Source organism: Streptococcus oralis, assembly GCF_018448765.2.
Classification (GTDB): Bacteria; Bacillota; Bacilli; order Lactobacillales; family Streptococcaceae; genus Streptococcus; species Streptococcus oralis_BM.
Genome location: NZ_JAHCMC020000001.1, coordinates 1206685 through 1232901 on the forward strand (window position 1 = coordinate 1206685; position 26217 = coordinate 1232901).

A 26217-nucleotide genomic window follows, 5' to 3' on the forward strand; every position below is an offset into this window, starting at 1 on the left:
CCTCCTAATTTGAATTATAACCATGTTCCCTAGATTTTAAAACTTCTTTCCACCAGGATTCACGTTTTAACACAAACTTATCATCTATTTTTCCGTTATAGTTTTCCAATACAGAGTATTGAAAATTTTCTTTAACGTAATTCAACCCCTGTTTTTCAACTAAAATCCTAAGTTCTTTATTGCCACCATGTCCATTATCCACATAGGATTGCCAACGTTGTAAAAGCATGCCGTAGTTTGAAGTTGCTGAGCCTACATATAATTTACCATTCTGCTTATCCGTAATAAGATAAACAGCTTTTTGATTTTCTAAAGCAGTTATCCAATCTTTCTTTCTCAAACGTAAAATCAATTCTAATTCTTTGTAAGACAAAGAAATATTATCATATCCCGGAAATTCTTCTCCTCCAAATGAATCTGATAACAATTGCTCTATCACAAGTTTTTCCTTACAAGTTGTATACTTTAGAACTGAACCTCTAGATTCTTTTCTGTACCGAATAATTAGACGACCAAAAAGGGCTGAATATTCCTTTAGTTCAATCCCTTCATAATTTTGTCCTCCAGTAACAAAAAGTTCCTTACTCACTTCTTTTATAGTAGTTAATAACCATTTGTTATTATCAATCTTAATGAAATTTATGACAATATCTCCAACATTGAAATATCGCTTATTTGTTCTCCAAAATAAGTTGTAGTTATTAATTATTTCTTCGTCTCTCAAATAGGTCTGAATTGGATTTTCACCCGTCCAATTATTAAATTTCACCTTGAATTTTCTCTGATTTTGCTCACTTATATTCAAAATATCGTTTAACTTTATATCCATGACAAACTCTCCTCCCATAATATTTGCTTAACTTTACATTTCTCATATATTATTATACAAAAAGGTGTAGTTATGGTCAAACTTTTATAAGTTTGATTTATTAATTTCATCATAAAAAACGAACCAGCTCTAACTGATTCGTTTCTTACGTTTATCTCCTACTTCCGATACATTTTAAACTGGAGGAAGAGGTCGCTGTATTTTCCTGTCCATTTATGGTCAAACTTTTCATAAACTTCTAGGTGTTTCATGGTATCAGCGTCTGGATAGAAGGATTTGTCCTCACGAGTCTCCTCTGGGAGCATTTCCTTTGCTGGTAGGTTTGGTGTTGAGTAGCCTACATACTCCGCATTTTTCAGAGCATTTTCGGGTTTCAACATAAAGTTGATAAAGGCATAGGCGGCATCTTGGTTTTTCACGGTTTTTGGAATGACCATGTTATCAAACCAGAGATTGCTGGCCTCAGTCGGAACGACATACTTGAGGTTAGGATTTTTCTCCAACATCTGGCTGGCTTCCCCAGAGAAAGTCACACCGATAGCAGCGTTGTTCTGAATCATGTAACCCTTCATCTCGTCCGCCACAATGGCCTTGATATTTGGAGTCAGTTTGTAGAGCTTATCCACTGTCTCTTCCAGCTGCTGAGGATCCTTGGAGTTGAGACTGTAACCGAGTGAGTTAAGCCCGAGTCCCAGCACCTCACGCGCCCCATCAAAGAGCATGATGGAATCCTTGTATTCTGGTTTCCAGAGGTCATCCCAATGCTCAGGCGCCTCATCTATCATGGTTTCATTGTAAACAATTCCCAAGGTTCCCCAGAAGTATGGGATGGAGAATTTGTTGCCCGGGTCAAATGACTGGTTGAGGAACTCAGGTCCGATATTTTCGATTCCTTCAATTTTTGAATAATCGAGAGGAACCAATAGGTCTTCGTCCTTCATCTTATTGATCATGTATTCACTCGGGATAGCAATGTCGTAGGTCGTTCCACCCTGCTTAATCTTAGTATACATGGCTTCGTTGGAGTCAAAGGTCTCGTACTGGACTTGGATTCCTGTTTCTTCTGTGAATTTCTCCAAGAGTTCTGGATCGATATAGTCCCCCCAGTTGTAGATAACCAGTTTTTGACTATCTCGGCTGTTGATTTTACTATCTATATGAGTCGCAATTCCCCACAAGACAAGGATAATCGCTACAATTCCTGCTAAAAATGAATAGAGTTTTTTCATGCTTGCTCCTCCTTCTCACGTGAGATAAAGTAATAGCCAACAACTAGGATAATACTAAAGAGAAAGACAAGGGCAGACAGGGCATTGATTTCTAGCGAAATTCCCTTACGAGCACGAGAATAAATCTCGACTGACAGGGTTGAAAAGCCATTTCCCGTCACAAAGAAGGTTACGGCAAAGTCGTCTAACGAATAGGTGAAGGCCATGAAATAACCTGCAATGATAGACGGTGTCAGGTACGGAAGCATGATTTCTTTGAACATCTGAAACTGGCTGGCTCCCAAGTCATAGGCCGCATGAATCATGTCATCATTCATTTCCTTGAGACGAGGCAAGACCATCAAGACCACGATAGGGATGGAAAAGGCCACGTGACTAGATAGAACCGTCAAAAAGCCAAGTGAAAACTTAAGCTGGGTAAAGAGAATCAAGAAGCTGGCACCAATCATAACGTCAGGCGCAACCATGAGGATATTATTGAGTGATAAAAAGGCTTCTTGGTATTTCTTACGAGACTGATAGATATAAATGGCACCGAAAGTCCCTATAACTGTCGCAATTAATGCTGATAGAAAGGCCAAGAAAAAGGTTTGGGTGAGGATCAACATGAGGCGACCATCACCAAACATGGTTTTAAAATGGCTCAAGCTAAAGCCTGTAAAGCTGTTCATATCATCCCCTGCGTTAAAGGCGTAACCAATCAGGTAAAAAATTGGCAAATAAAGGATGATAAAGACAAAGGCTAGGTAGAGATTGGCAAATTTTTTCATCGTTCTCTCCTTTCCTTGGTCACCCACATGGTGATGAACATGGTTAGGATGAGGATCACACCGATGGTAGAACCCATACCGTAGTTGTCATTGGTTAGAAAGTTCTGCTCAATAGCCGTTCCCAGCGTGATAACGCGGTTCCCACCAATCAAACGTGTCAACATGAAGAGACTCAAACTTGGGATAAAGACAGACTGAACCCCACTTCTCACCCCGTTCATAGACAGAGGGAAGATAACATGGCGGAAAGTTTCCCACTTGGTCGCACCGAGGTCGTAGCTGGCATTGATGAGATTGTTATCCATGTCATCCAAGACATTGAAAATCGGTAAAATCATAAAGGGAAGCTCAATGTAGCTTGCAACAAAGATAAAGGAGAAATCGGTAAAGAGCAACTGTTGCGAACCGATTCCGACAAATTCCAAAAATTGGTTAATAGAGCCATTTTGACCAAAAATCCCGATAAAGGCATAGGCCTTGAGGAGCAGGTTAATCCATGTCGGCAGGATAATCAGCATGAGCCAGAGTTGACGGTGCTTGAGACGGGTCAAAAAGAGGGCTGTTGGATAGCTGATGAGCAGTGTCACCAAGGTTACAATCCCTGCATAAAGCACAGAGTTGAAGCTCATTTTGAGGTAGGTCAAGTTTTGTGACACAAAGTAGGATTTGTAGTTTTCTAAACTAAACTGCCCTTCAATGTTGAAAAAGGATTGTCCAAAAATCAAGACCAAGGGTGCGAGGACAAAGAGGACAATCCAAAACATGTAGGGCACTACAAAGAGTTTAGAGGTTGTTTTCTTCATCTCTTTCCTCCTCGATCGCGTTAATCAGACCTGCTTCTTGCTCTTCGATTTCTACGTACTCCTCGATACGAGCATCGAACTCTTCTTCGGTTTCGTTGAGACGCATGATGTGGATGTCTTCTGGTTCAAAGTCCAGACCGATTTCCTCACCCACAATGGCCTTACGAGTCGAGTGAATCATCCATTCATTTCCGAGCTCATCATAGGCGATAATCTCATAGTGAACCCCACGGAAGAGCTGGGTATCAACTTTAACTTGGAGCTTGCCTTCTTCAGGTAGGGTAATGCGCAAGTCCTCTGGACGAATGACAACCTCAACAGGCTCATTTGGCTTCATCCCCCCGTCGACCGCTTCAAAGCGTTTGCCATTAAACTCGACCAAGTAGTCCTCAATCATGGTTCCTGGCAAGATGTTGGACTCACCGATAAATGTGGCAACAAAGTGGTTGATCGGCTCATCATAGATGTCGACAGGCGTTCCTGACTGAACAATCTCGCCATCATTCATAACGAAAATCCAGTCACTCATGGCAAGAGCTTCTTCCTGATCGTGAGTGACAAAGACAAAGGTAATTCCCAATCGTTGTTGCAGTTCACGCAGTTCGTACTGCATGTCTGTTCGCAATTTCAAGTCCAGCGCTGACAAGGGCTCATCCAGCAAGACCACACGAGGTTGGTTGATGATAGCACGGGCAATAGCCACACGCTGACGTTGTCCTCCAGAGAGTTTACGGATGGAACGTTTTTCATAACCTTCCAACTGAACCATCTTGAGAACTTCCGCTACGCGTTGTTCGATTTCTTTCTTGTCGATTTTACGCAAGCGGAGCGGAAAGGCAACATTTTCAAACACATTCATATGTGGAAACAAGGCATAGGATTGGAAGACCGTATGGACATCTCGTTTATTAGTTGGGATATCGTTGATCCGCACCCCATCCAGTAAAATATCCCCTGTCGTCGCATCCAGTAAACCTGCAATGATGTTCAGGATGGTTGACTTTCCTGAACCAGATGCGCCCAAAAGAGTGTAAAATTTCCCTTCTTCCAACTCAAAGTTGATGTCTTTGAGAACCTTGGTGTTGCTGTCTTCAAAAACTTTAGAGACGTTTTTGAATTCAATAATTGGTTTTTTCAATTGTCATAAATTCCTTCTTTTTCATAAATTAACAGATCAGGGCTCTGTCAGGCCGCTACTACCTCGTGTAGGAGATTGAACTGCCTACATACATCTTCACTAACGATAGGCTTTCACCCCCTTTACAATGGTTATAGCAGCAACTTTTCTACCCCAACCTTATTCTTTCTCACCCAAGATTCGGACTTCTCTCTCAAGGGTGACACCTGAGTGTTCCTTGACTTTTTCGATAACAGATTGGATCAAGTCTTCATAGTCTTTGGCCGTTCCGTCAGCAACATTGATCATGAAACCTGCGTGTTTTTCAGATACTTCCACACCACCGATTCGATAGCCCTTCAGGCCAGCCTCTGAGATCAACTGACCTGCAAAATGCCCAACTGGACGCTTAAAGACTGAACCACAAGATGGGTATTCTAGAGGTTGTTTGAGTTCACGTAGGTGCGTCAAGCGGTCCATTTCTTGCTTGATAACCTGATGATTCCCTGGAGATAGGGCAAATTTAGCTGACAAGACAATGGCCCCAGAATCCTGAATAGCTGAATGACGGTAACCAAAAGCCAAATCCTTGACTGACAAGGTCTTGATTTCCCCTTCCTTGGTCAAAATTTGACAAGACTGCAAGATATGAGCAATCTCACCTCCATAAGCGCCCGCATTCATAAAGACCGCACCGCCGACGCTTCCAGGAATCCCACAAGCAAATTCAAAACCAGTCAAACTATGACGGAGGGCAATACGTGTCGTTTCAATCAAGTTGGCCCCAGCTTCCGCTTCAATGGTATAACCATCAACTGAAACGTTATTGAGCTTGTCACACAAGATGACAAATCCACGGATCCCACCTTCACGAACGATGATATTACTAGCATTTCCTAGCACCATCCAGGGAATATTCTCTTGATTGGCAAATTGGACGACACGAGCCATCTCATAGCGATTGCGTGGCAAAACTAGATAATCCGCTCGACCTCCTACCTTGGTATAGGTATAGGTCTTCAAAGGTTCCTTAAAACGAATATCGATTCCTTCTAGGATTTCAAGTATTTTTTCTTTTACTAACATGTCACTCTTCCTTTTTCAAAATTCATTCCATTATACCATTTTTAGAGACATTTGACGACCATAAAAAGAGCTTGTTTTATCATTACATAAAAAAAGAGGTCATCCCTCTTTTTATGATTTTTTCCAAAATGTCGATTTTGTCAGCCAGACGAGAGCTATAAGTTCTGTGAGAAGAATGAACTCAACTAAAAGTGGATTTGCAATCCATCCCACTTGAGATAGAGCTGGAGCCAAGTCAAACAAAGCATGCAAACCATAGGCAGCAACGAGATAGATCCATTTCTTTTGACGTACACTTTGATAGACCCAGACAGTAAGGCTAATTTGGAGAACCAGAGCAAGGACACGCTCAACCCCTAGTAGATAGACCTGCCATGCTGATAGAGACTGAACTGTTTCTAATGTACTCTTTGTAAGAAGATTCGCCGCATCAGTATTTGAAGACTGGATGAGTGAAAAGAGGATCAAAAGGCTAATCAAACTTCCCATTCCGAGATAGAGCATCTCTAAGCCTCCATGTCCTAAGCCATAAGCCCAAGCATCTCTATCTTCCAACTTTCTCTTTTTCTCCAACCATTTAAAAAAGACAAGGCGAGCCGTCTCTTCAAAGAGTGCTGCCATAGCGATCCCATAAAGGACGTATAAGAAAGGATGCTCCTGCGCGAGTAAAATGGTTCCGTCTTTTTGCGGATGGAGTACCAGAAGGTGAACCATCTTCTCTAACACTTGAGAAGAAACAAAAAATGCGATTGCCCCCAAGCCCATCACTGCAAGAGAGATTTTAAACCGTTTTTTGGCATACCAAGTTCCACTTACTAGAATGAGAACCAAAGCAACCATGGTAAGGATAATATGTACTGTCATCTTTTTCTCCTATTCTGACTTATCAATATCTTTCTTCATTTCGTCAACGTTAAATTTGGCAAATAAATACTGGCGATCTTGGACTGGAAAACGTTGGTCCAACTGATCAACTGCCCCAACCTCAATCATTCCTTCTTTGATAACAAAGTCCATCACATGCCCACCGAAGGTCAAATCATCTGAGATAAAGTGCAAATGGTAACCTGCAACACTCACTCCATGGAAAATCTCCGGTGTCCAAAATCCAACAATGGTTCCTGATACATTTTCACGGCTATATTCCGGTTGGTGAGTCGCGACATCAGCAAATTTGGTATCAGGTGTGGATTTGGGAATCATCCGCACATGCATTTGTGAAAATTCGCCATGAATCTTGATGGAACGAAAAAGATTTTCCCCATCATAGTAGGACTCAATTCGTTTTTCCAATTCCTTATCTGTCATCTCAAAGCGCTGACGAAAAATCACTTCTGCCTGATGAGGAACCACTGCTGCATAGGGAATAAGGGCATCAGAGGCAACTTCTACAATTTCAGGTTGTTCCCCTGAACCTTTGGCTTGATAAGCCTTGCCATCAAGGACAATCAATTCCCCATCAATCGAATCTAATGTTCCTAAGCCGAGGTCGCCATGTTCCAGCAATTCTCCTACGGTCATGGTTCCACCATAGAGACCTGCCATTAGGGCACCTAGAGTATTGTATTGAAATAATTTAACCGGTTCCTGCACTTTTCTACCATTCTCTTTCTTATCTTTTATTCAATGAATCATCATACTTTCTAAGTATACCACATTTGCTCCTAGTTGTGAAAGGGAGAAATGCTTTTCCCATTGCAAAGGAGGCAAAAAAAAGGTACAATGTAACAAAATCAAGGGAGGTCTGGAATGAAGAAAGAAAGTAAATACCAAGCAGTCGTTTCCTTTCTAAAAAAGGGAATCGAATCAGGAAAATTTCCAACAGGCAGCCGACTTCCCTCTATCCGTCAACTGAGCCAGGACTTCCACTGTAGCAAGGACACTATCCAACGAGCCCTACTGGAATTGCGCCATGAACAATACCTCTATGCCAAACCTCAGAGTGGTTACTATGTTCTGGAACAAGGACAGCATCAGGACTTGGAAATCGAAGTCACTGATGAACATGCCAGTGCCTATGACGACTTCCGACTCTGCGTCAATGAAACCCTGATAGGCCGAGAAAACTACCTCTTCAACTACTATGACAACCAAGAAGGGCTTGAGGAACTGAGACAATCTATCCATCAACTCCTCTTTGACCAAGCCCTCTACTGCAAACCCGATCAACTGGTTCTAACTTCTGGCACCCAGCAAGCTCTCTTTATCCTTTCTCAGATTGACTTCCCTAGCAAAGGAGAGGAGATTTTGGTCGAACAACCGACCTATCACCGAATGAACCGCCTCTTAGTCGCTCAGGGATTGGCCTACCAGACCATTGAACGCCGTATTGATGGCATTGACCTTGAAGAACTGGAAAAACAATTCAAATCTGGGAAAATCAAGTTTTTCTATACCATTCCTCGCTTCCACTATCCCCTAGGTCATTCCTATTCTGATCAGGAAAAAAGGGCTATTCTGGATCTAGCAAACCAGTATGGTGTATATATCGTCGAGGATGATTATCTAGGGGATTTAGACTCTAAAAAGGGGCAAACCTTCCACTATCTGGATACTGAGGATCGCGTCATTTATATCAAATCCTTCTCAACAAGTCTCTTTCCAGCCCTTCGTATCACCGCTCTCATTCTCCCAAATGACCTAAAAGAGGCCTTTGTTTCCTACAAAAATATCCTGGACTATGACAGCAATCTCATCATGCAAAAGGCACTCTCTCTTTACATCGACAGTCAGTTATTTGAAAAAAATCGACTGGCCAGACTGACCCTTCAAGAGAACTATCAGGCTCAGATAAAGAACGTGCTTGAAGAAAACACCTGCCCCTTGCCCCACTATCCTCTACACGATGGCCTTCTCCTTGATTTGAGAAACTATCCTAAGATTGGCAGTTTAAAGCATAGCTCACTCAAACTAGACTTTTTTGAGAAGGCTTATTTGGACGCCTGTCCTTATCAGTTCGCCAAAGTCTCTCTCGAAAATCTAGAAGAGTTATTAGAATACATAAAAGCAGAATTGGATTAAAGTCCAACTCTGCTTTTTCTTATTGTTCAACTTCTGTTAGTTTCGCTGCTTTTTCAAGGTAAGTTTGATAGGTTCCGTCATCTTTCAGTTTTTGGATAACCTTATCGACTACTGCTTTCAAGTCTGCTTGATTCTTCTTGATAGCAACAGCATTGGCTTCGCCATCTTTCATTGTCAAATTAACAGATGCAACGACAAGATCTGAGTTTTTACCTGCATAGCTAAGAGCAACTGGTTCATCCATATGAACAGCATCCACTTTTCCAGCCTGCAATTCATTAACTGCTTCCCCCATATTGGTCAAGGATGTCAACTGGGCATTTGGCAATTGTTCCTTCACCATGGTTTCTGGCACAGTCCCCTTTTGAGCCGCGATATTCGCACTTGCGAGGCTTGAAAGATCCTTGTACTTGTCTAAATCGGCTTTTCTCACCAAGAAACTCATCTTGTTTTCATAGTAAGGGATTGAAAAGTCAAAGACTTCCTTTCTCTCATCTGTAGCACTAATTCCCGCAATTGCTAAGTCAGCCTTTCCAGTTTGAAGGCTGGTCAAAACATTGTCAAAACTCATGCTAGAGATTTCAAGTTTAACCCCAAGCTCATCCGCAATCGCTTGAGCCATATCAATATCTGCCCCAACCACTTGGTTTTTACCATCTACCAAGGATTGGAATTCAAATGGTGCATAGTCTGGACTGGTCGCAACGACTAGCTTTCCTTTTTGTTTGATAGCGTCCACAGCAGACTGGGAGCTATCCGTTCCTGACTGGCAAGCTACCAAAATCATGCTGGCAAGCATGCTACATACAACTAACATCCATTTTTTGAATTTCATAAATAAACGACCTTTCTGTTATTTCTGAATAATTATAACTCTTTTAAAAATAGTTGTCAACCCTTTTAAAGATTTTGAATGTAAAATAATTCTTTTCATAAAAAGAAGACTGATTTATCACAATCAGCCTTTTATTCTGTATATTTAAACCGTTTCTTATAGTTCGACAATCTTCCCTGTTTCAAAGTAAACAACCCATTCACAGATATTTTTAGCGTAGTCTCCGATACGTTCCAAGAAGGAAATTACCTGGAAGTAATCACGGCCTGTAACGATGGCTTCAGGATGTTTCCTAATCTCCTCTGTAGTAAGATCACGAATACTATCAAAGTAATGGTTGATTTTTTCGTCCATAGCCGCTACTTCATAGGCTTGATCCACAGAACCATTCAGGTAAAGTTCGAGAGCAGCTTCAACGAAGTTTTTCACATCGCGCCCCATTTTTTTGATTTCTTCTTCAACGGCAGGGATGCGTTGTTCCCCCTTCATACGAATAGTTGCTTTTGCGATTGACACCGCATGGTCTCCCATACGTTCTAGGTCCGATACTGCCTTGAGAACGGTCAATACAGTACGGAGGTCTTGAGAAACAGGTTGTTGAAGGGCAATCATTTCAAATGATTTCTTTTCGAGTTTCACTTCATATCCATTTACTTCTGCATCTTCCTCAATAACTTCTTTTGCCAAATCACGGTCATGTGTGACAAAGGCACGCACTGTACGATTGATTTGTGAGAGCACTTCTTGACCCATGGCATAGAACTGGTTGTGCAATTTCTCCAAATCTTCTTCAAATTGAGATCGTAACATCATTCAACTCCTTATCCAAATTTTCCTGTAATATAATCTTCTGTTTCCTTGTTTTGTGGGTCTAGGAACATTTTCTTCGTATCGTTAAACTCAATCAAATCCCCATCTAGGAAAAATCCTGTTTTATCAGAGATACGTGATGCCTGTTGCATCGAACGTGTTACCAAGAGCATGGTGTATTTATCTTTCAGACTATACAAGGTCTCCTCAATCTTACCAGCCGAGATAGGATCCAAAGCTGAAGTCGGTTCATCCAAGAGAATAATCTTGGGACTGGTTGCTAAGACACGGGCAACACAAACACGTTGCTGTTGGCCACCTGAGAGACCAATGGCTGAATCATGCAAGCGATCCTTGACCTCATCCCAGATAGAAGCACGTTGCAAAGCCTTTTCTACTGCTTCATCCAAAACATGTTTATCCTTGACTCCATTGATACGTAGACCGTAGACAACATTTTCATAGATAGACATAGGGAAAGGATTGGGCTGTTGAAAGACCATACCGATTTCCTTACGCAATTCAACCGTATCGGTACGCGGACTGTAGATATTGTGGCCATTATAAATCACTGTTCCAGTTGTTGTCACCTCAGGATTTAGATCGCCCATGCGGTTGATGGCTTTGAGAAGAGTGGACTTTCCTGATCCAGAAGGACCAATCAAGGCGGTTATTTCCTTAGGTTGGAAAGAAAGGGAAACACTATTCAAAGCCTTCTTTTTATTGTAATAAACGGACAGGTCTTTAACCTGCAAAATCGATTCTGTCATACTGCTTCCTTTCTAACCAAAGTGTCCCGTTACATAGTCATTGGTAGACTGTAGCTTGGCATTTTGGAAAATATTGGATGTCTTATCATACTCGATCAAATCGCCCAAGTAGAAAAATCCTGTGTAGTCACTTGCACGTGCAGCCTGCTGCATACTGTGGGTAACGATGATGATGGTAAAGTCCTTCTTCAATTCCAACATGGTTTCTTCCAGTTGGGCTGTCGCAATCGGATCCAAGGCTGAAGCAGGCTCATCCATCAAGAGGATATCTGGCTTGACAGAGATGGCACGAGCGATACAGAGACGTTGTTGCTGACCACCAGAAAGCATCAAGGCTGATTTGTGGAGGTCATCTTTAACCTGATCCCAAAGGGCAGCCTGTCTTAGAGAGGTTTCTACAATTTCATCCAAGACCTTCTTATCCTTGACTCCTGCACGTTCATGAGCAAAAGTGATATTGCGGTAGATAGACTTAGCAAATGGATTTGGACGTTGGAAGACCATTCCGATATGCTTGCGCATCTCATAGACATTGATTTCTGGACGGTTGACGTCAATGCCTCGGTAGAGGATTTGACCTGTGACCTTGGCAATATCAATGGTATCATTCATCCGATTGAGACTGCGAAGATAGGTAGATTTCCCTGATCCAGAAGGACCAATCAAGGCTGTAATTTTATTTTTTTCAAATTGCATATCGATGCCCTTGATGGATTCATTTTTACCATAGTAAACATGTAAATCCTTGGTAGAGAGGGCCACTTTTTCTTCAGGAAAGGTGATGATATGCTTTTCATCCCAGTTATATTTTGACATGGCTTCTCCTTTAGGCAGCGGTTAATTTCTTGTGTAGATAGCTTCCGAGTTTGCGAGCTCCAAAGTTAAAGATCAAGATAAAGATGAGGAGCACAGCGGCAGAACCAGCAGATACAATGGTAGCATCAGGAATAGTTCCTTCACTGTTGACCTTCCAAATGTGGACAGCCAAGGTTTCTGCTTGACGGAAGATTGAGATAGGACTGGTAACACTGAGGATATTCCAGTTAGACCAGTCAAGGGCTGGAGCGGATTGTCCTGCCGTATAGATAAGAGCAGCGGCTTCACCAAAGATACGGCCAGATGCCAAGACAACACCCGTTACGATACCTGGAAGGGCTTCTGGAATGACGACATGGACCACAGTCTCCCAACGAGAAATTCCGAGGGCCAGACCAGCCTCACGTTGTGTATGGTGAACGTGTTTTAAACTATCCTCAACATTTCGAGTCATCTGAGGGAGGTTAAAGACCGTCAAGGCCAAGGCACCTGAAATGATTGAAAATCCATACTCAAACTGAACTACAAAGATCAAGTAACCAAAGAGACCCACAACGACTGATGGTAGAGAAGACAAAATCTCAATACAGGTACGAATAAAATTGGTCACAGGTCCTTTTTTGGCATACTCAGCAAGGAAAACGCCAGCTCCCATAGACAGGGGAACAGAAATGATTAAGGTAATGACCAAAAGGAAGAAGGAATTATAGAGCTGAATCCCAATACCCCCGCCTGCTTGATAAGAGGAGGATTTCCCAGTCAAGAAGGACCAAGAGATATGCGGTAACCCTCTCACCAAGATATAGAGAATCAAAGATGCCAAGATGGTCACGATGATACCCGCGATGGTATAGAGGATAGCTGTTGCAAGTTTATCTAATTTCTTAGCGTGCATAGTTTTTCTTTCCTCTTTCTTTCGTAATCAATTTAATCACACTGTTAAAGGCCAAACTCATCAAGAGCAATACCAAGGCCAGTGACCAGAGTACGTTATTATCAACTGTTCCCATGACGGTATTTCCAATACCCATAGTCAAAACAGAAGTCAAAGTCGCAGCAGGTGTTGTTAGCGAGGTTGGGATAACTGCTGAGTTTCCGACAACCATCTGAATAGCAAGAGCTTCACCGAAGGCACGCGCCATCCCAAAGACCACTGCTGTGAAAATACCTGAACGTGCTGCTTTCAAGGTCACACGCCAGATGGTTTGCCAACGAGTGGCTCCCATAGCCAAACTAGCTTCACGGTAATGACGAGGAACAGCACGCAAGCTGTCTGTTGTCATAAAGGTTACAGTTGGTAGGATCATGACAAAGAGAACGAAAATCCCTGACAGGATCCCAAACCCAGTTCCACCAAAGACGCTACGAACAAAAGGCACCACAACTTGCAAACCGATAAATCCATAGACGACTGAAGGAATCCCGACGAGAAGTTCAATGGCTGGTTGCAAGATTTTTGCACCCTTTGGTGAGACTTCTGTCATAAAGACTGCAGCACCAATGGCAAAGGGAGTTGCGATGAGGGCAGATAAAATCGTCACAATAAAGGAACCTAAAATCATCGGAAGGGCACCAAATTGTTTCCCTGAAGGATTCCAAGTTTGTCCAAAGAGGAAATCAAAGATGTTGACCCCATTGACAAAGAAGGTCGACAAACCTTTTTGGGCTACAAAAATCAAAATCATCGCTACAATGATGACAATCAAAGAAAGGCAAGTGAAGGTCAAACCTTTACCAAACTTCTCAAGGCGAGAGTTCTTTGAAGGAGAGAGTAATTTTTTCGATAATTCTTCTTGATTCATTATTGACCTCCTTCTACTGCTGTAACGGTACCTGAAGCATCCTTTTGGACTTTCATTTCATTGATGGAAATATAGCCCATCCCTTTAACAATTCCATTTTGGACTTCATCTGAGAGGACGAAATTCAGGAATTCAGCAGCTAACTCATTTGGCTGACCAAGTGTGTACATATGTTCATAAGACCACAAAGGCCAATTGTTGGTCGTTACATTCTCAGACGTAGGCTCATAGCCATTCAGTTTCATGCTTTTCACTGAGTCATCTACATATGCAAAGGCTAGGTAAGAAATAGCTCCAGGAGTTTGGGATACAATCGACTTGACCATCCCGTTAGAATCCTGCTCTTGGCTCTGCATTGCCGATTGGCCATTCATAACCACCGTATCAAACGTCGCTCGTGAACCAGAACTTGCTGCTCGGTTGATGATTGAAATGGCCAGGTCTTTACCCCCAACTTCTTTCCAGTTGGTCACTTCACCTGTAAAGATTTTGCGAAGTTGCTCGGTTGTGAGATTTTCAACATCCACTTCCTTGTTTACAATCACTGCAAGACCAGCCACTGCAACCTTGTGGTCTACTAGAGCTGAAGCATCGATTCCATCTTTTTCCTCTGCAAAGACGTCAGAGTTCCCGATGTCTACTGCTCCAGACTGGACTTGGGAAAGTCCTGTACCCGATCCACCACCTTGAACATTGACTGTTTTTCCGATGTTTCTAGAACTAAATTCATCTGCTGCTGCTTCGACAAGAGGTTGAAGAGCTGTTGAACCAACAGCTGTCATGGATTCTCCACGATCAATCCAGCTAGCACATCCTGCTAGAGAACCTGCCACCAAAAGAGTCGCAAGAGATAGGACGAGCTTTTTTCTTTTTTTCACTGTTATTCTCCTTGAACATAATGATAAATGTTCTGATTTCTTCCGTTTGTCCTGATCATCCAATTATCATCAATGATTGTCCCGCTTTATTTTTTAGACATTCTTAGGGGCGGACAATTCCATCGTATAATATAAGTAATAATAAAAGACTATCAGAAAAAACTCATAATTCCACTATAACATAGAATAGGCTCTTTGACTAGCTTTTTCACCTGAATCTGAGTCCTTTTGGATAATAATTTTTCAAAACATTTCCTGTTACCTTGGCAAAGCCTAATCCGTTTCCTTGAACCACAACTTGGTACCAGCCATTTGGTCGAGGTTCAGACAATTGAACAGTCTCACCAGCCACATATTTTACAAAATCCTCATCATTGATTTCGACCCTTTGTTTTACTTGACTTGGTTTCAAGGCTAATCCCAGAGCAAAGCTTGGTTCGAAGCGTTTCTTCTTAAAAGTACCTAGATGGAGGCCATTTCTAGCAATTTTAAGTTTCCCTAGATCAGGTAGCATCTCTGGCAAGAGATAGAGTTGGTCTCCAAAAGTTTGTAGAAGGCCAGTTAGTGATATTTTGAGATGTTTTTGGGCAAACTCTTGCCACAAGTTCTGCTGTTCGCGATTGAGATTGGTCTTGCAGGGTTTGAATTTGGGTGCTGGATTTTCTCCCTTAAACTGCAAATGGGCAACAAACTGACCTTCTCCCTTGAAATGATGAGGGTACATCCGAGCCGTTTCAGGAAGATTAATTCCTGCTACCATACCGTTCACATGCTCGACTGGAAGTAGATCAAAATCATAAGTATCTAGTAACCAGTGAACAATCTCTTCGTTTTCCTCTGGCGACCAGGTACAGGTCGAATAAACCAGACGGCCACCTTCTGCAAGCATGGTGATTGCATCTTCTAAAATCTCTCTTTGGAGACTGGCACATTGATTCGGATAGTCGATGTTCCAATAATCCATGGCATCTGGTTGTTTACGGAACATCCCTTCACCCGAGCAAGGAGCATCAAGGACAATCACATCAAAGTATCCTTTAAAGACCTTGGCTAAGCGATCCGCAGACTCATTGGTCACGACTACGTTTGTAGCTCCAAACCGCTCCATATTTTCCACTAAAATCTTAGCCCGCTTGCTTGAAATTTCATTGGAAACAAGGATACCCTGATTAGCCAGATAAGCTGCCAATTGAGTGGATTTCCCACCTGGTGCTGCCGCCAGATCCAAGACCTTCATCCCAGGACTTGGTTGGGCTACCTGCGCTACCATCTGGGCTGCTGGCTCTTGCGAATAAACGAAACCTGTCACGTGCTCTGGAGACTTTCCAGAGACCTTACCATAATGCCCCCAAGGTGTATGAGGAATGGCGTCAGCAAACGATAGCTGACTTTCTTTTAAGGGATTAACCCGAAAAGCCGATACTGCTTCCTGTTTAAAAGAGGCAAGAAAATCTCTTGCCTCATATTCTAGTATCGCTTCATATTTTTCAACAAATCCTTCTGGAAATTGCATTTAATTTTCTTTCCTTTCATAAATGTAGGACTGAATCTCTTCTTGCATCTCGATTGGCACCATCATGACAGGCTGACACGTTTTAAAATCAGCAGGGTCACCAGAAACTGTAAGAAGACGATAGCCCAGACTTTCCCCTAGGATACTTGCAGCAGCGTAATCCCAAGGTTGCAAGTAGGAGATATAGGTCAGAAGGCGACCTGATAAAACCTTGGCTAAACTAATGGCCGCACTACCATAGACACGGACTCCTAACGCTGCCCGTCCTAAATCAGCTAAGCCCCACTCATTGCTTTCAAACATGCCTGAGTTACCAGCCACTAAAAATTCTTGAAGAGGTTTCTTTTTAAAACTAGTCAAGAGTTCCTTATTCCGATAGACAGGAAAGGCACCACCACCATGGTAACAATCCCCTTTCATGACATCATAAATGATACCGAATTTCCCAACCCCATTCTCAAAGTAGGCCAACATCACGGCAAAATCTTCCTTCTGAGCGACAAAGTTATTGGTACCGTCAATGGGATCAATCACCCAAACGGAACCTTGACCGACTCCAGCACGCAAACAGCCCTCTTCCGCACAAATCAAGTCTTCTGGATAAGATGCTAAAATTCTACCAACCAAAAGATCCTGAACTTCCTTATCCAAACGCGTCACCAAGTCAGTAGGTGAAGACTTTCGCTCGACCTGCAAATCTTCTTTCATGTGAGCCAAAATATAGTCAGCAGCTTCTTGCACAATCTGTTTGGCAAATTCAAATTTAGTTTCCAAGAGAAATCTTCCCTTCTCTTTTTTCTTTTGCTAATTGAACCGCATGATAGAAGGAATAACCGCTAACCGTCTCAAATTCGCGACCTAAGCGCTTTTCTTCGCTTTTGCTAGGAACAACGGTCTTAAATTCCTTGTAGGAATCTAGCAGTTTTTTTGCTTCTACCTTATCTTCATAAGCAGCTTCAACATCATTAAAAAAAGAAAGCACTGAAGCAAGTTCTTCAGTGCTCCACGACAAATCTAGTGGGTAACTATACTGTTTGTTCATCTATCCAATACCAGCTCTCAATGTTGCTTCTTTCAATTCTTGTTTACGGTAACTACGAGGGAGAAAAGCACGAATCTCATCTTCATTAAAACCGATTTGCATGCGTTTGGTATCTGTAATAATTGGGCGACGCAAAAGACTAGGATATTGCTCAATCAACTGAAGCAACTCCGATACCGAGATACTCTCTACATCAATATCTAATTTTTGAAAGATTTTTGAACGAGTTGAAATGATGTCATCAGTACCATTTTCGGTCAAGGAAAGAATATTTTGTAATTCTTTTCTTGTTAAAGGACTAGTCATAATATTATGCTCTTGAAAGGGCACTTTATGCGTCTCTAACCAAGCCTTTGCCTTACGACATGATGTACAACTCGGTGATAAAAATAGTGTAATCATGCTTTTCTCTTCTTTTATCTATACTTGCTATTTCTATTATACAAAAAAATAAAGCGCTTGACTAGGTATTTCTAGAAAAAAAGCCTATTTTTTCATAGAAAATAGACTGTTTTCTGCAAAAATCTCCTGCTTTGCAAGTTTATCTTTAGGATAACCTAACAATAAATAGGGAGTAGAGCAACTTCTCTCGTTTTTTATTAAAAATACAGAATGTTATCCTCTATTTCCTTGAAGCTTTAACAAGGAGGAAACCAAATATTCCTTCATACAAAACAAAGAAAAGTACAAAGGCATGGAGAAAGAAAGTCTCTGGCAAAATCCAAATAACGGGATCCTTTGCTGGATCAAAAAGCCAGGTATCATCTCCCACAAAGAGAATCTGATGGAAAAGAGTAAAGAATTGCTCAAAACCAATCAACACTCCCACAAGCCCAATGACTAGAGGCAGTAGCACTAGAGCCAAGATACTTTTACGATATAGGGGTAGAAATCCTTTTTTCACAATCTTTCTAACAAAGAAATAGAAACTTGGTAATGTCACTAGGGCAACTAGCTGAACCAAGTGGAAGAGATTCTTCACCACCGCAAAATGGTGTAAACCTGCAGCTGATGAACGAAAATCTGGCATCTCCAAGACCTGACTAAAGGGATTGGTCAGGTAATTCATCAAGATATGAAAGTTATACAGAATGGTTTCGGGCTTTAGATAGACTCGATTCGCTAAGTTCAGCCACTCAATTTCTAAAGGATAGAAAATCCATGCCAGATAAATGGTTAAGAGAATAGACAGGGAGAGGAGAAAGAGCATACTTCCCCAAAAGGTCAGTTTAGTTTTCATCAAAATTCCACTCCGCAAGGCTAGAAACTACATGAGTTGGTGCGATTGGTAGGTCTGCTACTTCTTCTGCCTTGGTAAAACCTGTTGTCACTAAGAGCGTTGGAATACCATTGTCAATCCCTGCTCGGATATCTGTCAGGTAGTTGTCCCCAACCATGAGCAATTCTTCTCTTTTCAAACCTAAGTGCTCAACCGCCTTGTCCATAATGATAGCATTTGGTTTCCCAATATAAACAGGCTTCACTCGTGTTGCCACTTCAAGCAGAGTTACAAGTGAACCAGCTCCTGGCAAAAGACCACGTTCCGTCGGGATATTGAGGTCAGGGTTGGTTCCGATAAAGTGAGCCCCCTTTTGAATGGCTAGAGTCGCCGTCGCAAATTTTTCATAGTCGACTTGCCAGTCCAGTCCAACTACCACATAGGCAGGATTTTCCTTGTCTTCGACATAACCAGCCGCCTGAATGGCATCCTTGAGCCCATCTTCGCCGATGACATAGACTGTCTTTTCCAGTCCCAAGTCGTTCATATAGTCGATGGTTGCCAGAGTTGCTGTATAGACAGTTGATAGAGGCGTATCAATGTTAAAATTCTGAGCCAACATCTCTTGAACACTCTCTGGAGTTCGGGTTGTATTGTTGGTTACAAAGAGATAAGGAATTTCTCGCTTTTGCAGTTCATGCACAAAAGCCTCTCCTGCCGGAATTCGGTCTTTCCCCTTGTAAATGGTTCCGTCTAAATCAATTAAATAACCTTTATAAGCCATATCGTCCTTTCTAATTGCCTTCAATTTCTTGCCACGTAATCATAGCTTGGGCATTGATTTCGCCATCACTGATAATCTCATGCTTGCTTTCTAGTCCCTTGAGTTCATAAGCTGAAGCAATCATACCACCTGGTCGCACTTCTTTTACATATTTGAGATTGATTTTCTTTGGAATATACTTGGTCAAAAAGTCTGCTCCCATGACCTCAAAAATCCAATCCAGGTATTTGCTGTTATTAACATGACCATTCATATCCAAGTCGTAAAAACGAACATGGTAGTCTTTACTGATCGGATCTTCTAGATTTGCATACTTTGGTCCACGGATGAGTTTTTTATCAAACTCAGACTGGTAAGGAGCAACAATCTCCGGTTCGACAGCATGAACTTTCCGACTGTCTCTGTCCATGAGAACAAAGGTTGCTACCATGCGAATGATTTCTTGACCTGCTTCATCATAGATAGTGAAACGGCGGTAGCAAAAAAGACGATTGTAAGTCAATGCTTCCGTTTCAATCGTAATCTCCTCAGCAAAGCGAGGCAAGCGAACCACGTCAATCGCATAGTCTGTAATAATCCAGACCAGATTGTAGCGTTCCAAGACGTCCTTGTCACTGACTCCCAGCTCAATCGACTGCATACCTGATACTTGCAGGGACAGCAAAATCACATCTGGCAACTTGATATGACCGTTCATGTCCGCCATATCAAAAGGAATTTTCATTTTCATTTGATAAGTTAAGCCCATTGTTCTACTCCAAAATAAATCGTTCTGCTACAGTGTCTCCCAAGAAGAGACCCCTCTTTGTCATTCGGACACGATCACCGTCGATCTGCATGAGTCCTTGTTGAACCAAGTCTCTGATGATTTCGCCATAAAGTCCATCAAAGGACCGTCCGAATTTTTCCTCAAATCGTGCCATAGAAACCCCGGATTTTTTCCGGAGGCCTAGGAACATTTCTTCTTCCATCTGTTCCCTTTGACTCAGGTGTTCTTCTGTTATCCGAACATTTCCTGCCTCTACCGCATTGAGATAGTGGCGGATTGGACCGTGGTTTTTATAGCGCACCCCGTTCACATAACCTGAAGCACCCGCACCGATACCATAATACTCAGCATTGTCCCAGTACATGAGATTGTGGCGACTTTCAAATCCGGGTTTAGAGAAATTGGAAATCTCATAATGCTCAAAACCAGCTCGCTCAAGTTCAGCGATGATGTACTCAAACATCTCCGCTTCTAGTTCCTCCTTGGGCAGGGGCAATTTCCCTCGTCTCATGCGGTTCATAAAGACCGTATGATTCTCCAAAATCAAGCTATAAAGGCTCATATGAGGAATATCAAGCGAGATAGCCTTGGCTACATTTTCCTTGACTTGCTCCATGGTCTGACCAGGCAATGCATAAATCAAGTCGATGGAGATATTGTCAAAATCAGCCAGTTTGAGGCGGCCGATATTTTCATAAATATCCTTTTCTAAATGACTGCGCCCAATTTTTTTCAGCATTTTGTCATCAAAAGTCTGCACACCCAAGGAAACACGATTGACTGGTGACTGCTTCAAAACCGCAATCTTATCCGCGTCCAAGTCGCCTGGATTGGCTTCAATCGTCAACTCTTCCAAGACAGACAAGTCTAGATTTTTAGTCAAACCATCCAGAAGCACCTCTAATTGCGAAGCGGACAAAGCCGTTGGCGTCCCACCTCCAATGTAGAGAGTTCGTAACTTTTGGATATCATAAGAACGAAACTCCTCTAGTAGATGCTCCAGGTAACTATCTACTGGTTGATTCTTGATAAATACTTTTGAAAAGTCACAATAATAACAAATCTGTGTGCAAAAGGGAATATGCACATAGGCGGACGTTGGTTTTTTCTGCATAGTACTTATTATACCATAAAGACAGGCTTGCAGATAAAAATCACCATCTCCAAAAACCAGAGATGGTGATGCATTATATTTCAGTAATATCAATGATAATTTCTTCTTGGCTTTCAGCGACGTCTGGAGTTGCTGACTGTTCTTGCCATTGCTCCTTGAGATTGTTAAAGGTTTCCTTTGACGCTTCTGTCGCTTGTCGAGCACAGTTTTTAGCTTGGTCAAGGACACTATCAAAAGTAATTTCACCAAATTCTACTTGTTCCTTTGTTTTCAGCACAAAGTCAGTTGCCTGTTCCTTCACCTCTGTTAGTTTTTCACAAACCTGCTCTCTAGCATATTCTGGATCTTCTCTCAAATCATCTAGAAAATCCTGAGCTTGACTACAAACTTGCTTACCCTTGTCACTTGTCAAAAACAAAGCAAGAGCCGCGCCTGAAACCGTACCTAAAAGGATAGAGGATAGTTTTCCCATAAGATTTCTCCTTTTTTATTTTTTGAAAAATTTACTTGCGACACGAAGAGCGGACAAGCCTGCACCTGTTTTAATGGTCTTTGAACCAGCAGATGAAGCTTTTTTGCCTAAGACACGTGCATGTTGGTTGAGGTCAGATACTGACTCAGACAAGTCCGCCACCGCCGTAAAGAGTGGATCAATAGTCGCAACTTTGTCGTTAATATCGTCTGCTAACACATTAACCTTAGCCAACAATTCATTAGTCTGATGCAAGGTAACGTCCACATCTGAGCTCAATGTTTTGATGGTCTTCTCTGTCTCATCAATCATACGACCTGCTTTTTGAATCGTGATTGTCAAATAGACTAAACAGACAATCAAAGCAATCGCAACAAGTATATATGCAACTTCTAACATTTATTTTTCCTCCTCAGTATGATAGAAAGGGGCTTTCTTTCGATTTTGATAAAGTATGATAAAAATACCGAGTCCGATAAGAACAACTGATAACCACTGGGAAACTCGCAGACCAAAGAACATGAGACTATCCGTCCGCATGCCTTCGATAATCATACGACCAAAGCCATACCAAATCAAGTAGAATGCCGTAATATGACCACGTCTGATTCCCTTTAATTTTCGTCTAAAAATCAGAATCAAAGCAAATCCGATCAGATTCCAAACCGACTCATATAAGAAGGTCGGCTGACGGTAGCTGCCATCAATGTACATCTGGTCACGGATAAAGCCTGGCAAATAATCCAGACTATCTACTGCTGCACCGTAGGCTTCTTGGTTAAAGAAGTTCCCCCAGCGTCCTAAACTCTGGGCAACCATGACGCTCGGTGCTGCAATATCTAAGAAATCCCAAGTATTAATCAGCTTTCTATCTGCAAAGATATAAAGGACAATAGCGCCCGCTATCAAACCTCCATAAATGGCCAAACCACCATTCCAGATGGCAATGATTTCACCTGGATTTTGCAGGTAATAATCTAAGCGAAAGAGTACGTAGTATAGTCTAGCACCTAAAATCGCAACTGGAAAAGCAATCAGAATGAAATCCAAAATATCATCTGACAGGATTTTCTTTTTAGGAGCTTCCTTCATGGCAAGGTAGACTGCCAAAACCAAACCAGCCACAATACACAAAGCATACCAACGAATAGAAAAAGGACCGATTTCAAATGCGACTGGATTAATCATTTTTCACCTCATTTTGAGCGATCAGACTTGTCAAGCGTTCTTCAAATAAACGTGTCGCATCAAAGCCCATTTCCTTAGCACGGTAGTTCATGGCAGCCGCCTCAATGACAACAGAAATATTGCGTCCTGTTTTTACTGGGATGCGGATACGTGGAATGGCTACACCAGAAATCTCGATTTCTTCAGCATTATTTCCTAAGCGATCGAAGGTCTTATGCGTATCATAATTTTCCAAATAAACTGCTAGTTGAACTTGTGAAGAATCCTTAACTGCACTTGCTCCGTAGAGACTCATCACATCAATAATCCCCACTCCACGAATCTCAAGTAAATGCCTCAAAATTTCAGCTGGCTCTCCCCAAAGGGTCATTTCGTCTTTTGCAAAAATATCTACACGATCATCTGCCACCAAACGGTGTCCACGTTTCACAAGTTCCAGACCAGTTTCACTCTTACCGATACCGCTATCCCCTTGGATCAAGACACCCATGCCATAAATATCCATCAAGACACCATGAACACTGGTCCGTTCTGCCAAACGAGAATCCAAATAGCTAGATAATTCTCCTGACAGGCGACTAGTAGCTGTTCGACTGGTTAAAATCGCAATCTTACATTCCCTAGCAGCTTTCAACATTTCTTCTGGAACTACTAAACCACGCGCAACAATAACCACTGGTGTTTCTGGTTGAAACATCTTGGTCAACACCTTATAACGGTTGTGAGAAGACATGGAGACTAAATAAGACCATTCCTTCATTCCCAACAGTTGAAGCCGCTCCGGAGTATAGTAATCAAAATAGCCCGTCATTTCCAGACCTGGTCGAGAAATGTCCGCAGTATTGATTTCTTTTTCAAGTAAATCGCCTTCACCATAAACAATGTCTAATCTGAGCTTTTCAATGACTTCTTTTACTAAAACCGACATAATTTCCTCCTTCAATCGAGTTCTCCCTACTATTATATCAAATTGTGGTAGGAAGTTTCCTTTTTTTGCAGGATTTACAGTATTTATTTGGAAAGAAAAAAGGCTAGACAAGTCTAGCCTTTCATTTCAAATTAGAATTTTTTACGTTTACGAGCTGCTTCTGATTTACGTTTACGTTTTACAGAAGGTTTTTCATAGAATTCACGTTTGCGTGTTTCTTGAAGAGTACCAGCTTTAGTAACCGCACGTTTGAAACGACGAAGTGCATCGTCAAGAGATTCATTCTTACGTACTACTGTTTTAGACATTTTTTTCACTCCCTTCAAGTTCAAGATCTATTCCATTTTACACACAAAGTGAATAATTGTCAAGAGAAAAGCAGCCATAAACTTTTATTATTTTTACTTTCTTCTTTTGAAGATGAAATAAATCACTAAGATGCAGAGAATCAATCCCAAAACAGCTGGTTTCACAATCGATATACCACTTCCTCCACTAAATAAAAGACTATGGGCAACCTTCAGAAACGCTCCAATTACTACCGTTGCTAATAATCCATACCAACGTCTACTCCATGTTAAGGATATAATCGCCGTAAAAAATGCTAGAATCGTCGCCAGAATGATAACTTTTTCAATACTCCATCCGCTCGTAAAATAAGTCTTCTCAAAATTCAAAAACTCAATTACTTTTACATCAACTATTTCCGGCTTTGGGAACCAGAACATGCTAGTAAATAGGCAAAATATAGAAAAGAAAATCAGGCTATAGGATTTTTTATAAGCTCCCATTACAATTGGAATAATAAAGAGAGGGCGAATATACCAACTCAGAGTATTCTGGTGTCTAGTAAACGCCCACTCAAAGAAGCTCGTATCTGATAAAAAAACGACAATGGTAGCAATCGTTAGAAACAAGAAAACAATCCCACCTATTTTATCTAACGTTTTTATTTTCATAACTTTTCCCTTCTTGAATTCATAAAATTAATCTATTCATGGCAGATTCCCGCTAAGTGAGTTATCAACCCCTAATCGTTTTAGTGGTAAAATATCAATGTTCTTCTAACCACATCTTTATTCTATTGTCAAGATATCTATTTGCTCATCGTTAACGATAATTGCTTGGTGGTTATGAAGCGGTAGCAATTCAAGCTGCTTTTTATACATTTCAAAAGTCTTTTTGCTACTATCAGTAAAAGGTTCCTCACCATAATGTGGAAGGATGTAAAAATCCACTTCATCCAATCCCGCTGTATCAGATAACTCTGTCGCTACCGTCTTGTCGTCCATAAGTTTATTGTAGTCAATATCCTTGGCTGTAATGATAGCCCCTGCTGATTCTCCCACATAGACCAACCCATCTCTTATTTGCTCTTTGATGAGAGATAGGAGTTGCTTTTTCTTTAATTCTTGCAATAAATAAAAGGTATTCCCGCCTGAGATATAAAGAATCTTACTTTGGAAAATCTTTGCCTGTGCAGTTTCTCGATCACAAGAAGCAATATCTAAAACCTCTATCTCAAATCCTAAATCCCTGAATGTTTGCTGAGCCTCATCGATATAGGCAGTATAGTCCTCTTTGTTCCCAGCGGTAGGAATAAATAAAACCTTATTTTCTAGATTCTTTTCCTTTGCATAATCGCTAAAAAGCTTTTTGACTCCAGCAAAGTGTGAACATAAAAATAATTGTTTCATGATGTACCTCCATTAATGTTTAACAATTTTATAAAGGATCCATGATCCCTTTCTTTGACTAGTTACGAGCTCAAACCCTACTGACAACAAGAATCGTCTAAATGCTTCTTCGCTTTGAACCTCTGGTAAAAAGTAAGACAACTTGTTATATTCACAAGCCAGTAAGAGCATCCCGTCTGATTTGAGTATTCTTCGAAGTTCCATAAAAGAAGCCTCTAAATCCTGCCAATGAAAATGAGTTTGAAAAGCTGTGATTAAATCAACACTTTCATCAGAAAAACCTGTCTCCCTAACATCTCTTCGTTCAAAATTTAGATTAGTCATCTCTATCTGTTTGGCTTGAGCTATTGCAGTATCTGAAATATCGATTCCAGTGATGGTACTTTGCGGAAAAGTTTCTTTCAGCAGGATGGTTGAACGACCATTCCCAACTCCTACATCTAAGATTACAGGGTAAAATGTCCTATCCAGATGACGAATTGCCCATACAAACATAGGGAGATAGGTTCGATTCCACAATTTCATCATTCGTTTTCCTAGAAAGCCCGAAGGATTCTTTGATTGCTGAATTAAGCGACTAAACAGAAACATTAAAAGTAAAAAACAAATAAAACCGATTATATAAATCAAAGTTCGAGCCTCCCCGTATAGCTATATTATACCACTTTAGCAGGATAGTGAACATTTGAAGTAAAAAGCCACTCACTCCAAAGAGCAAGTGGTTC

At 41.4% G+C, this 26217-nt stretch carries 32 protein-coding genes; 1 reads left to right on the forward strand and 31 read right to left on the reverse strand.

Going from position 1 to position 26217, the window contains the following annotated elements; translation table 11 throughout:
* Positions 1–4: 4 nt before the first annotated feature.
* The 8 genes from KIH88_RS05930 to budA all read right to left on the reverse strand — a co-directional run bounded on the left by KIH88_RS05930 (position 5) and on the right by budA (position 7427).
* A complete protein-coding gene (locus tag KIH88_RS05930) occupies positions 5–829 on the reverse strand; it encodes a GIY-YIG nuclease family protein (protein ID WP_225901025.1) in 825 nt (274 codons plus the stop codon).
* A gap of 158 nt (positions 830–987) precedes the next feature.
* Positions 988–2058, reverse strand: a complete 1071-nt coding sequence (locus KIH88_RS05935) for an ABC transporter substrate-binding protein (protein WP_213988065.1) — start codon at positions 2056–2058, stop codon at positions 988–990.
* Positions 2055–2828, reverse strand: coding sequence for an ABC transporter permease (locus tag KIH88_RS05940; RefSeq protein WP_000712718.1), 774 nt, complete (start codon positions 2826–2828; stop codon positions 2055–2057). Before KIH88_RS05940 ends, KIH88_RS05935 begins: the two co-directional genes overlap by 4 nt.
* The gene (locus tag KIH88_RS05945; protein ID WP_213988066.1) at positions 2825–3631 is read right to left on the reverse strand and encodes an ABC transporter permease; all 807 of its coding nucleotides are present in this window, start codon (positions 3629–3631) and stop codon (positions 2825–2827) included. Before KIH88_RS05945 ends, KIH88_RS05940 begins: the two co-directional genes overlap by 4 nt.
* Complete coding sequence (locus KIH88_RS05950) at positions 3612–4769, reverse strand: ABC transporter ATP-binding protein (RefSeq protein ID WP_000742901.1); 1158 nt, start codon at positions 4767–4769, stop codon at positions 3612–3614. Before KIH88_RS05950 ends, KIH88_RS05945 begins: the two co-directional genes overlap by 20 nt.
* Positions 4770–4928: 159 nt before the next feature.
* Positions 4929–5834 (reverse strand): UDP-N-acetylmuramate dehydrogenase, encoded by a 906-nt coding sequence (gene murB / locus KIH88_RS05955; protein ID WP_213988067.1) that lies wholly within the window; start codon positions 5832–5834, stop codon positions 4929–4931.
* Positions 5835–5945: 111 nt separating this feature from the next.
* Positions 5946–6698, reverse strand: coding sequence for a YhfC family intramembrane metalloprotease (locus tag KIH88_RS05960; RefSeq protein WP_213988068.1), 753 nt, complete (start codon positions 6696–6698; stop codon positions 5946–5948).
* Between the two features lie 9 nt (positions 6699–6707).
* Positions 6708–7427 carry an acetolactate decarboxylase gene (gene budA, locus KIH88_RS05965; protein ID WP_213988069.1) on the reverse strand — a complete coding sequence of 240 codons (720 nt, stop codon included), beginning with the start codon at positions 7425–7427 and terminating at the stop codon, positions 6708–6710.
* A gap of 156 nt (positions 7428–7583) precedes the next feature.
* On the opposite strand from budA, the gene KIH88_RS05970 reads away from it, so the two are divergent.
* A complete protein-coding gene (locus tag KIH88_RS05970; protein ID WP_213988070.1) occupies positions 7584–8855 on the forward strand; it encodes an aminotransferase-like domain-containing protein in 1272 nt (423 codons plus the stop codon).
* Between the two features lie 19 nt (positions 8856–8874).
* On the opposite strand, the gene KIH88_RS05975 is transcribed toward KIH88_RS05970, so the two are convergent.
* From KIH88_RS05975 to KIH88_RS06085, 23 genes are all read right to left on the reverse strand, one after another.
* Positions 8875–9690: an ABC transporter substrate-binding protein gene (locus tag KIH88_RS05975; protein WP_213988071.1), complete on the reverse strand. Its 816-nt coding sequence runs from the start codon at positions 9688–9690 to the stop codon at positions 8875–8877.
* A 156-nt stretch (positions 9691–9846) separates the two neighbouring features.
* Positions 9847–10500, reverse strand: coding sequence for a phosphate signaling complex protein PhoU (phoU, locus tag KIH88_RS05980; protein ID WP_000946476.1), 654 nt, complete (start codon positions 10498–10500; stop codon positions 9847–9849).
* 11 nt (positions 10501–10511) lie between these two features.
* On the reverse strand, positions 10512–11270 hold the full coding sequence (gene pstB, locus KIH88_RS05985) for a phosphate ABC transporter ATP-binding protein PstB (RefSeq protein ID WP_213988072.1): 759 nt from the start codon (positions 11268–11270) through the stop codon (positions 10512–10514).
* 12 nt (positions 11271–11282) lie between these two features.
* Positions 11283–12086 carry a phosphate ABC transporter ATP-binding protein PstB gene (gene pstB / locus KIH88_RS05990; protein WP_000049851.1) on the reverse strand — a complete coding sequence of 268 codons (804 nt, stop codon included), beginning with the start codon at positions 12084–12086 and terminating at the stop codon, positions 11283–11285.
* A gap of 10 nt (positions 12087–12096) precedes the next feature.
* Positions 12097–12981, reverse strand: coding sequence for a phosphate ABC transporter permease PstA (pstA, locus tag KIH88_RS05995; RefSeq protein WP_000543047.1), 885 nt, complete (start codon positions 12979–12981; stop codon positions 12097–12099).
* Complete coding sequence (gene pstC / locus KIH88_RS06000) at positions 12971–13888, reverse strand: phosphate ABC transporter permease subunit PstC (RefSeq protein ID WP_001070951.1); 918 nt, start codon at positions 13886–13888, stop codon at positions 12971–12973. The genes pstA and pstC overlap by 11 nt, the downstream gene beginning before the upstream one ends.
* Positions 13888–14766: a phosphate ABC transporter substrate-binding protein PstS gene (locus tag KIH88_RS06005; protein ID WP_213988073.1), complete on the reverse strand. Its 879-nt coding sequence runs from the start codon at positions 14764–14766 to the stop codon at positions 13888–13890. Before KIH88_RS06005 ends, pstC begins: the two co-directional genes overlap by 1 nt.
* Before the next feature lie 208 nt (positions 14767–14974).
* Positions 14975–16279 carry an RsmF rRNA methyltransferase first C-terminal domain-containing protein gene (locus KIH88_RS06010; protein WP_213988074.1) on the reverse strand — a complete coding sequence of 435 codons (1305 nt, stop codon included), beginning with the start codon at positions 16277–16279 and terminating at the stop codon, positions 14975–14977.
* Entirely contained in the window at positions 16280–17053 is a 774-nt protein-coding gene (locus tag KIH88_RS06015; protein ID WP_084939141.1) for an inositol monophosphatase family protein, read from the reverse strand.
* Positions 17043–17321: a UPF0223 family protein gene (locus tag KIH88_RS06020; RefSeq protein ID WP_061588293.1), complete on the reverse strand. Its 279-nt coding sequence runs from the start codon at positions 17319–17321 to the stop codon at positions 17043–17045. Before KIH88_RS06020 ends, KIH88_RS06015 begins: the two co-directional genes overlap by 11 nt.
* Positions 17322–17723, reverse strand: a complete 402-nt coding sequence (locus KIH88_RS06025) for a Spx/MgsR family RNA polymerase-binding regulatory protein (RefSeq protein ID WP_061588294.1) — start codon at positions 17721–17723, stop codon at positions 17322–17324.
* A gap of 220 nt (positions 17724–17943) precedes the next feature.
* The gene (locus KIH88_RS06030; protein ID WP_213988075.1) at positions 17944–18561 is read right to left on the reverse strand and encodes a TIGR01906 family membrane protein; all 618 of its coding nucleotides are present in this window, start codon (positions 18559–18561) and stop codon (positions 17944–17946) included.
* A complete protein-coding gene (locus tag KIH88_RS06035; protein ID WP_213988076.1) occupies positions 18551–19324 on the reverse strand; it encodes a TIGR01457 family HAD-type hydrolase in 774 nt (257 codons plus the stop codon). The genes KIH88_RS06030 and KIH88_RS06035 overlap by 11 nt, the downstream gene beginning before the upstream one ends.
* 10 nt (positions 19325–19334) lie before the next feature.
* Complete coding sequence (locus tag KIH88_RS06040) at positions 19335–20072, reverse strand: acyl-[acyl-carrier-protein] thioesterase (protein WP_049490189.1); 738 nt, start codon at positions 20070–20072, stop codon at positions 19335–19337.
* A 4-nt stretch (positions 20073–20076) separates the two neighbouring features.
* Positions 20077–21207, reverse strand: a complete 1131-nt coding sequence (gene hemW / locus KIH88_RS06045; protein ID WP_213988077.1) for a radical SAM family heme chaperone HemW — start codon at positions 21205–21207, stop codon at positions 20077–20079.
* Between the two features lie 73 nt (positions 21208–21280).
* On the reverse strand, positions 21281–21679 hold the full coding sequence (locus KIH88_RS06050; protein WP_061588299.1) for a YtxH domain-containing protein: 399 nt from the start codon (positions 21677–21679) through the stop codon (positions 21281–21283).
* Between the two features lie 15 nt (positions 21680–21694).
* Positions 21695–22078, reverse strand: coding sequence for a DUF948 domain-containing protein (locus KIH88_RS06055; protein WP_000895025.1), 384 nt, complete (start codon positions 22076–22078; stop codon positions 21695–21697).
* Positions 22079–22867: a prolipoprotein diacylglyceryl transferase gene (gene lgt / locus KIH88_RS06060; protein ID WP_045617417.1), complete on the reverse strand. Its 789-nt coding sequence runs from the start codon at positions 22865–22867 to the stop codon at positions 22079–22081.
* Positions 22860–23795, reverse strand: a complete 936-nt coding sequence (hprK, locus tag KIH88_RS06065) for an HPr(Ser) kinase/phosphatase (RefSeq protein WP_000115137.1) — start codon at positions 23793–23795, stop codon at positions 22860–22862. Before hprK ends, lgt begins: the two co-directional genes overlap by 8 nt.
* Positions 23796–23926: 131 nt before the next feature.
* Positions 23927–24103: a 30S ribosomal protein S21 gene (gene rpsU / locus KIH88_RS06070; protein ID WP_000048054.1), complete on the reverse strand. Its 177-nt coding sequence runs from the start codon at positions 24101–24103 to the stop codon at positions 23927–23929.
* Positions 24104–24196: 93 nt separating this feature from the next.
* Entirely contained in the window at positions 24197–24754 is a 558-nt protein-coding gene (locus KIH88_RS06075; protein ID WP_000695593.1) for a hypothetical protein, read from the reverse strand.
* Positions 24755–24871: 117 nt separating this feature from the next.
* Positions 24872–25492 carry a Type 1 glutamine amidotransferase-like domain-containing protein gene (locus tag KIH88_RS06080; protein ID WP_033585586.1) on the reverse strand — a complete coding sequence of 207 codons (621 nt, stop codon included), beginning with the start codon at positions 25490–25492 and terminating at the stop codon, positions 24872–24874.
* Between the two features lie 12 nt (positions 25493–25504).
* The gene (locus KIH88_RS06085) at positions 25505–26122 is read right to left on the reverse strand and encodes a class I SAM-dependent methyltransferase (RefSeq protein ID WP_213988078.1); all 618 of its coding nucleotides are present in this window, start codon (positions 26120–26122) and stop codon (positions 25505–25507) included.
* Positions 26123–26217 lie beyond the last annotated feature (95 nt).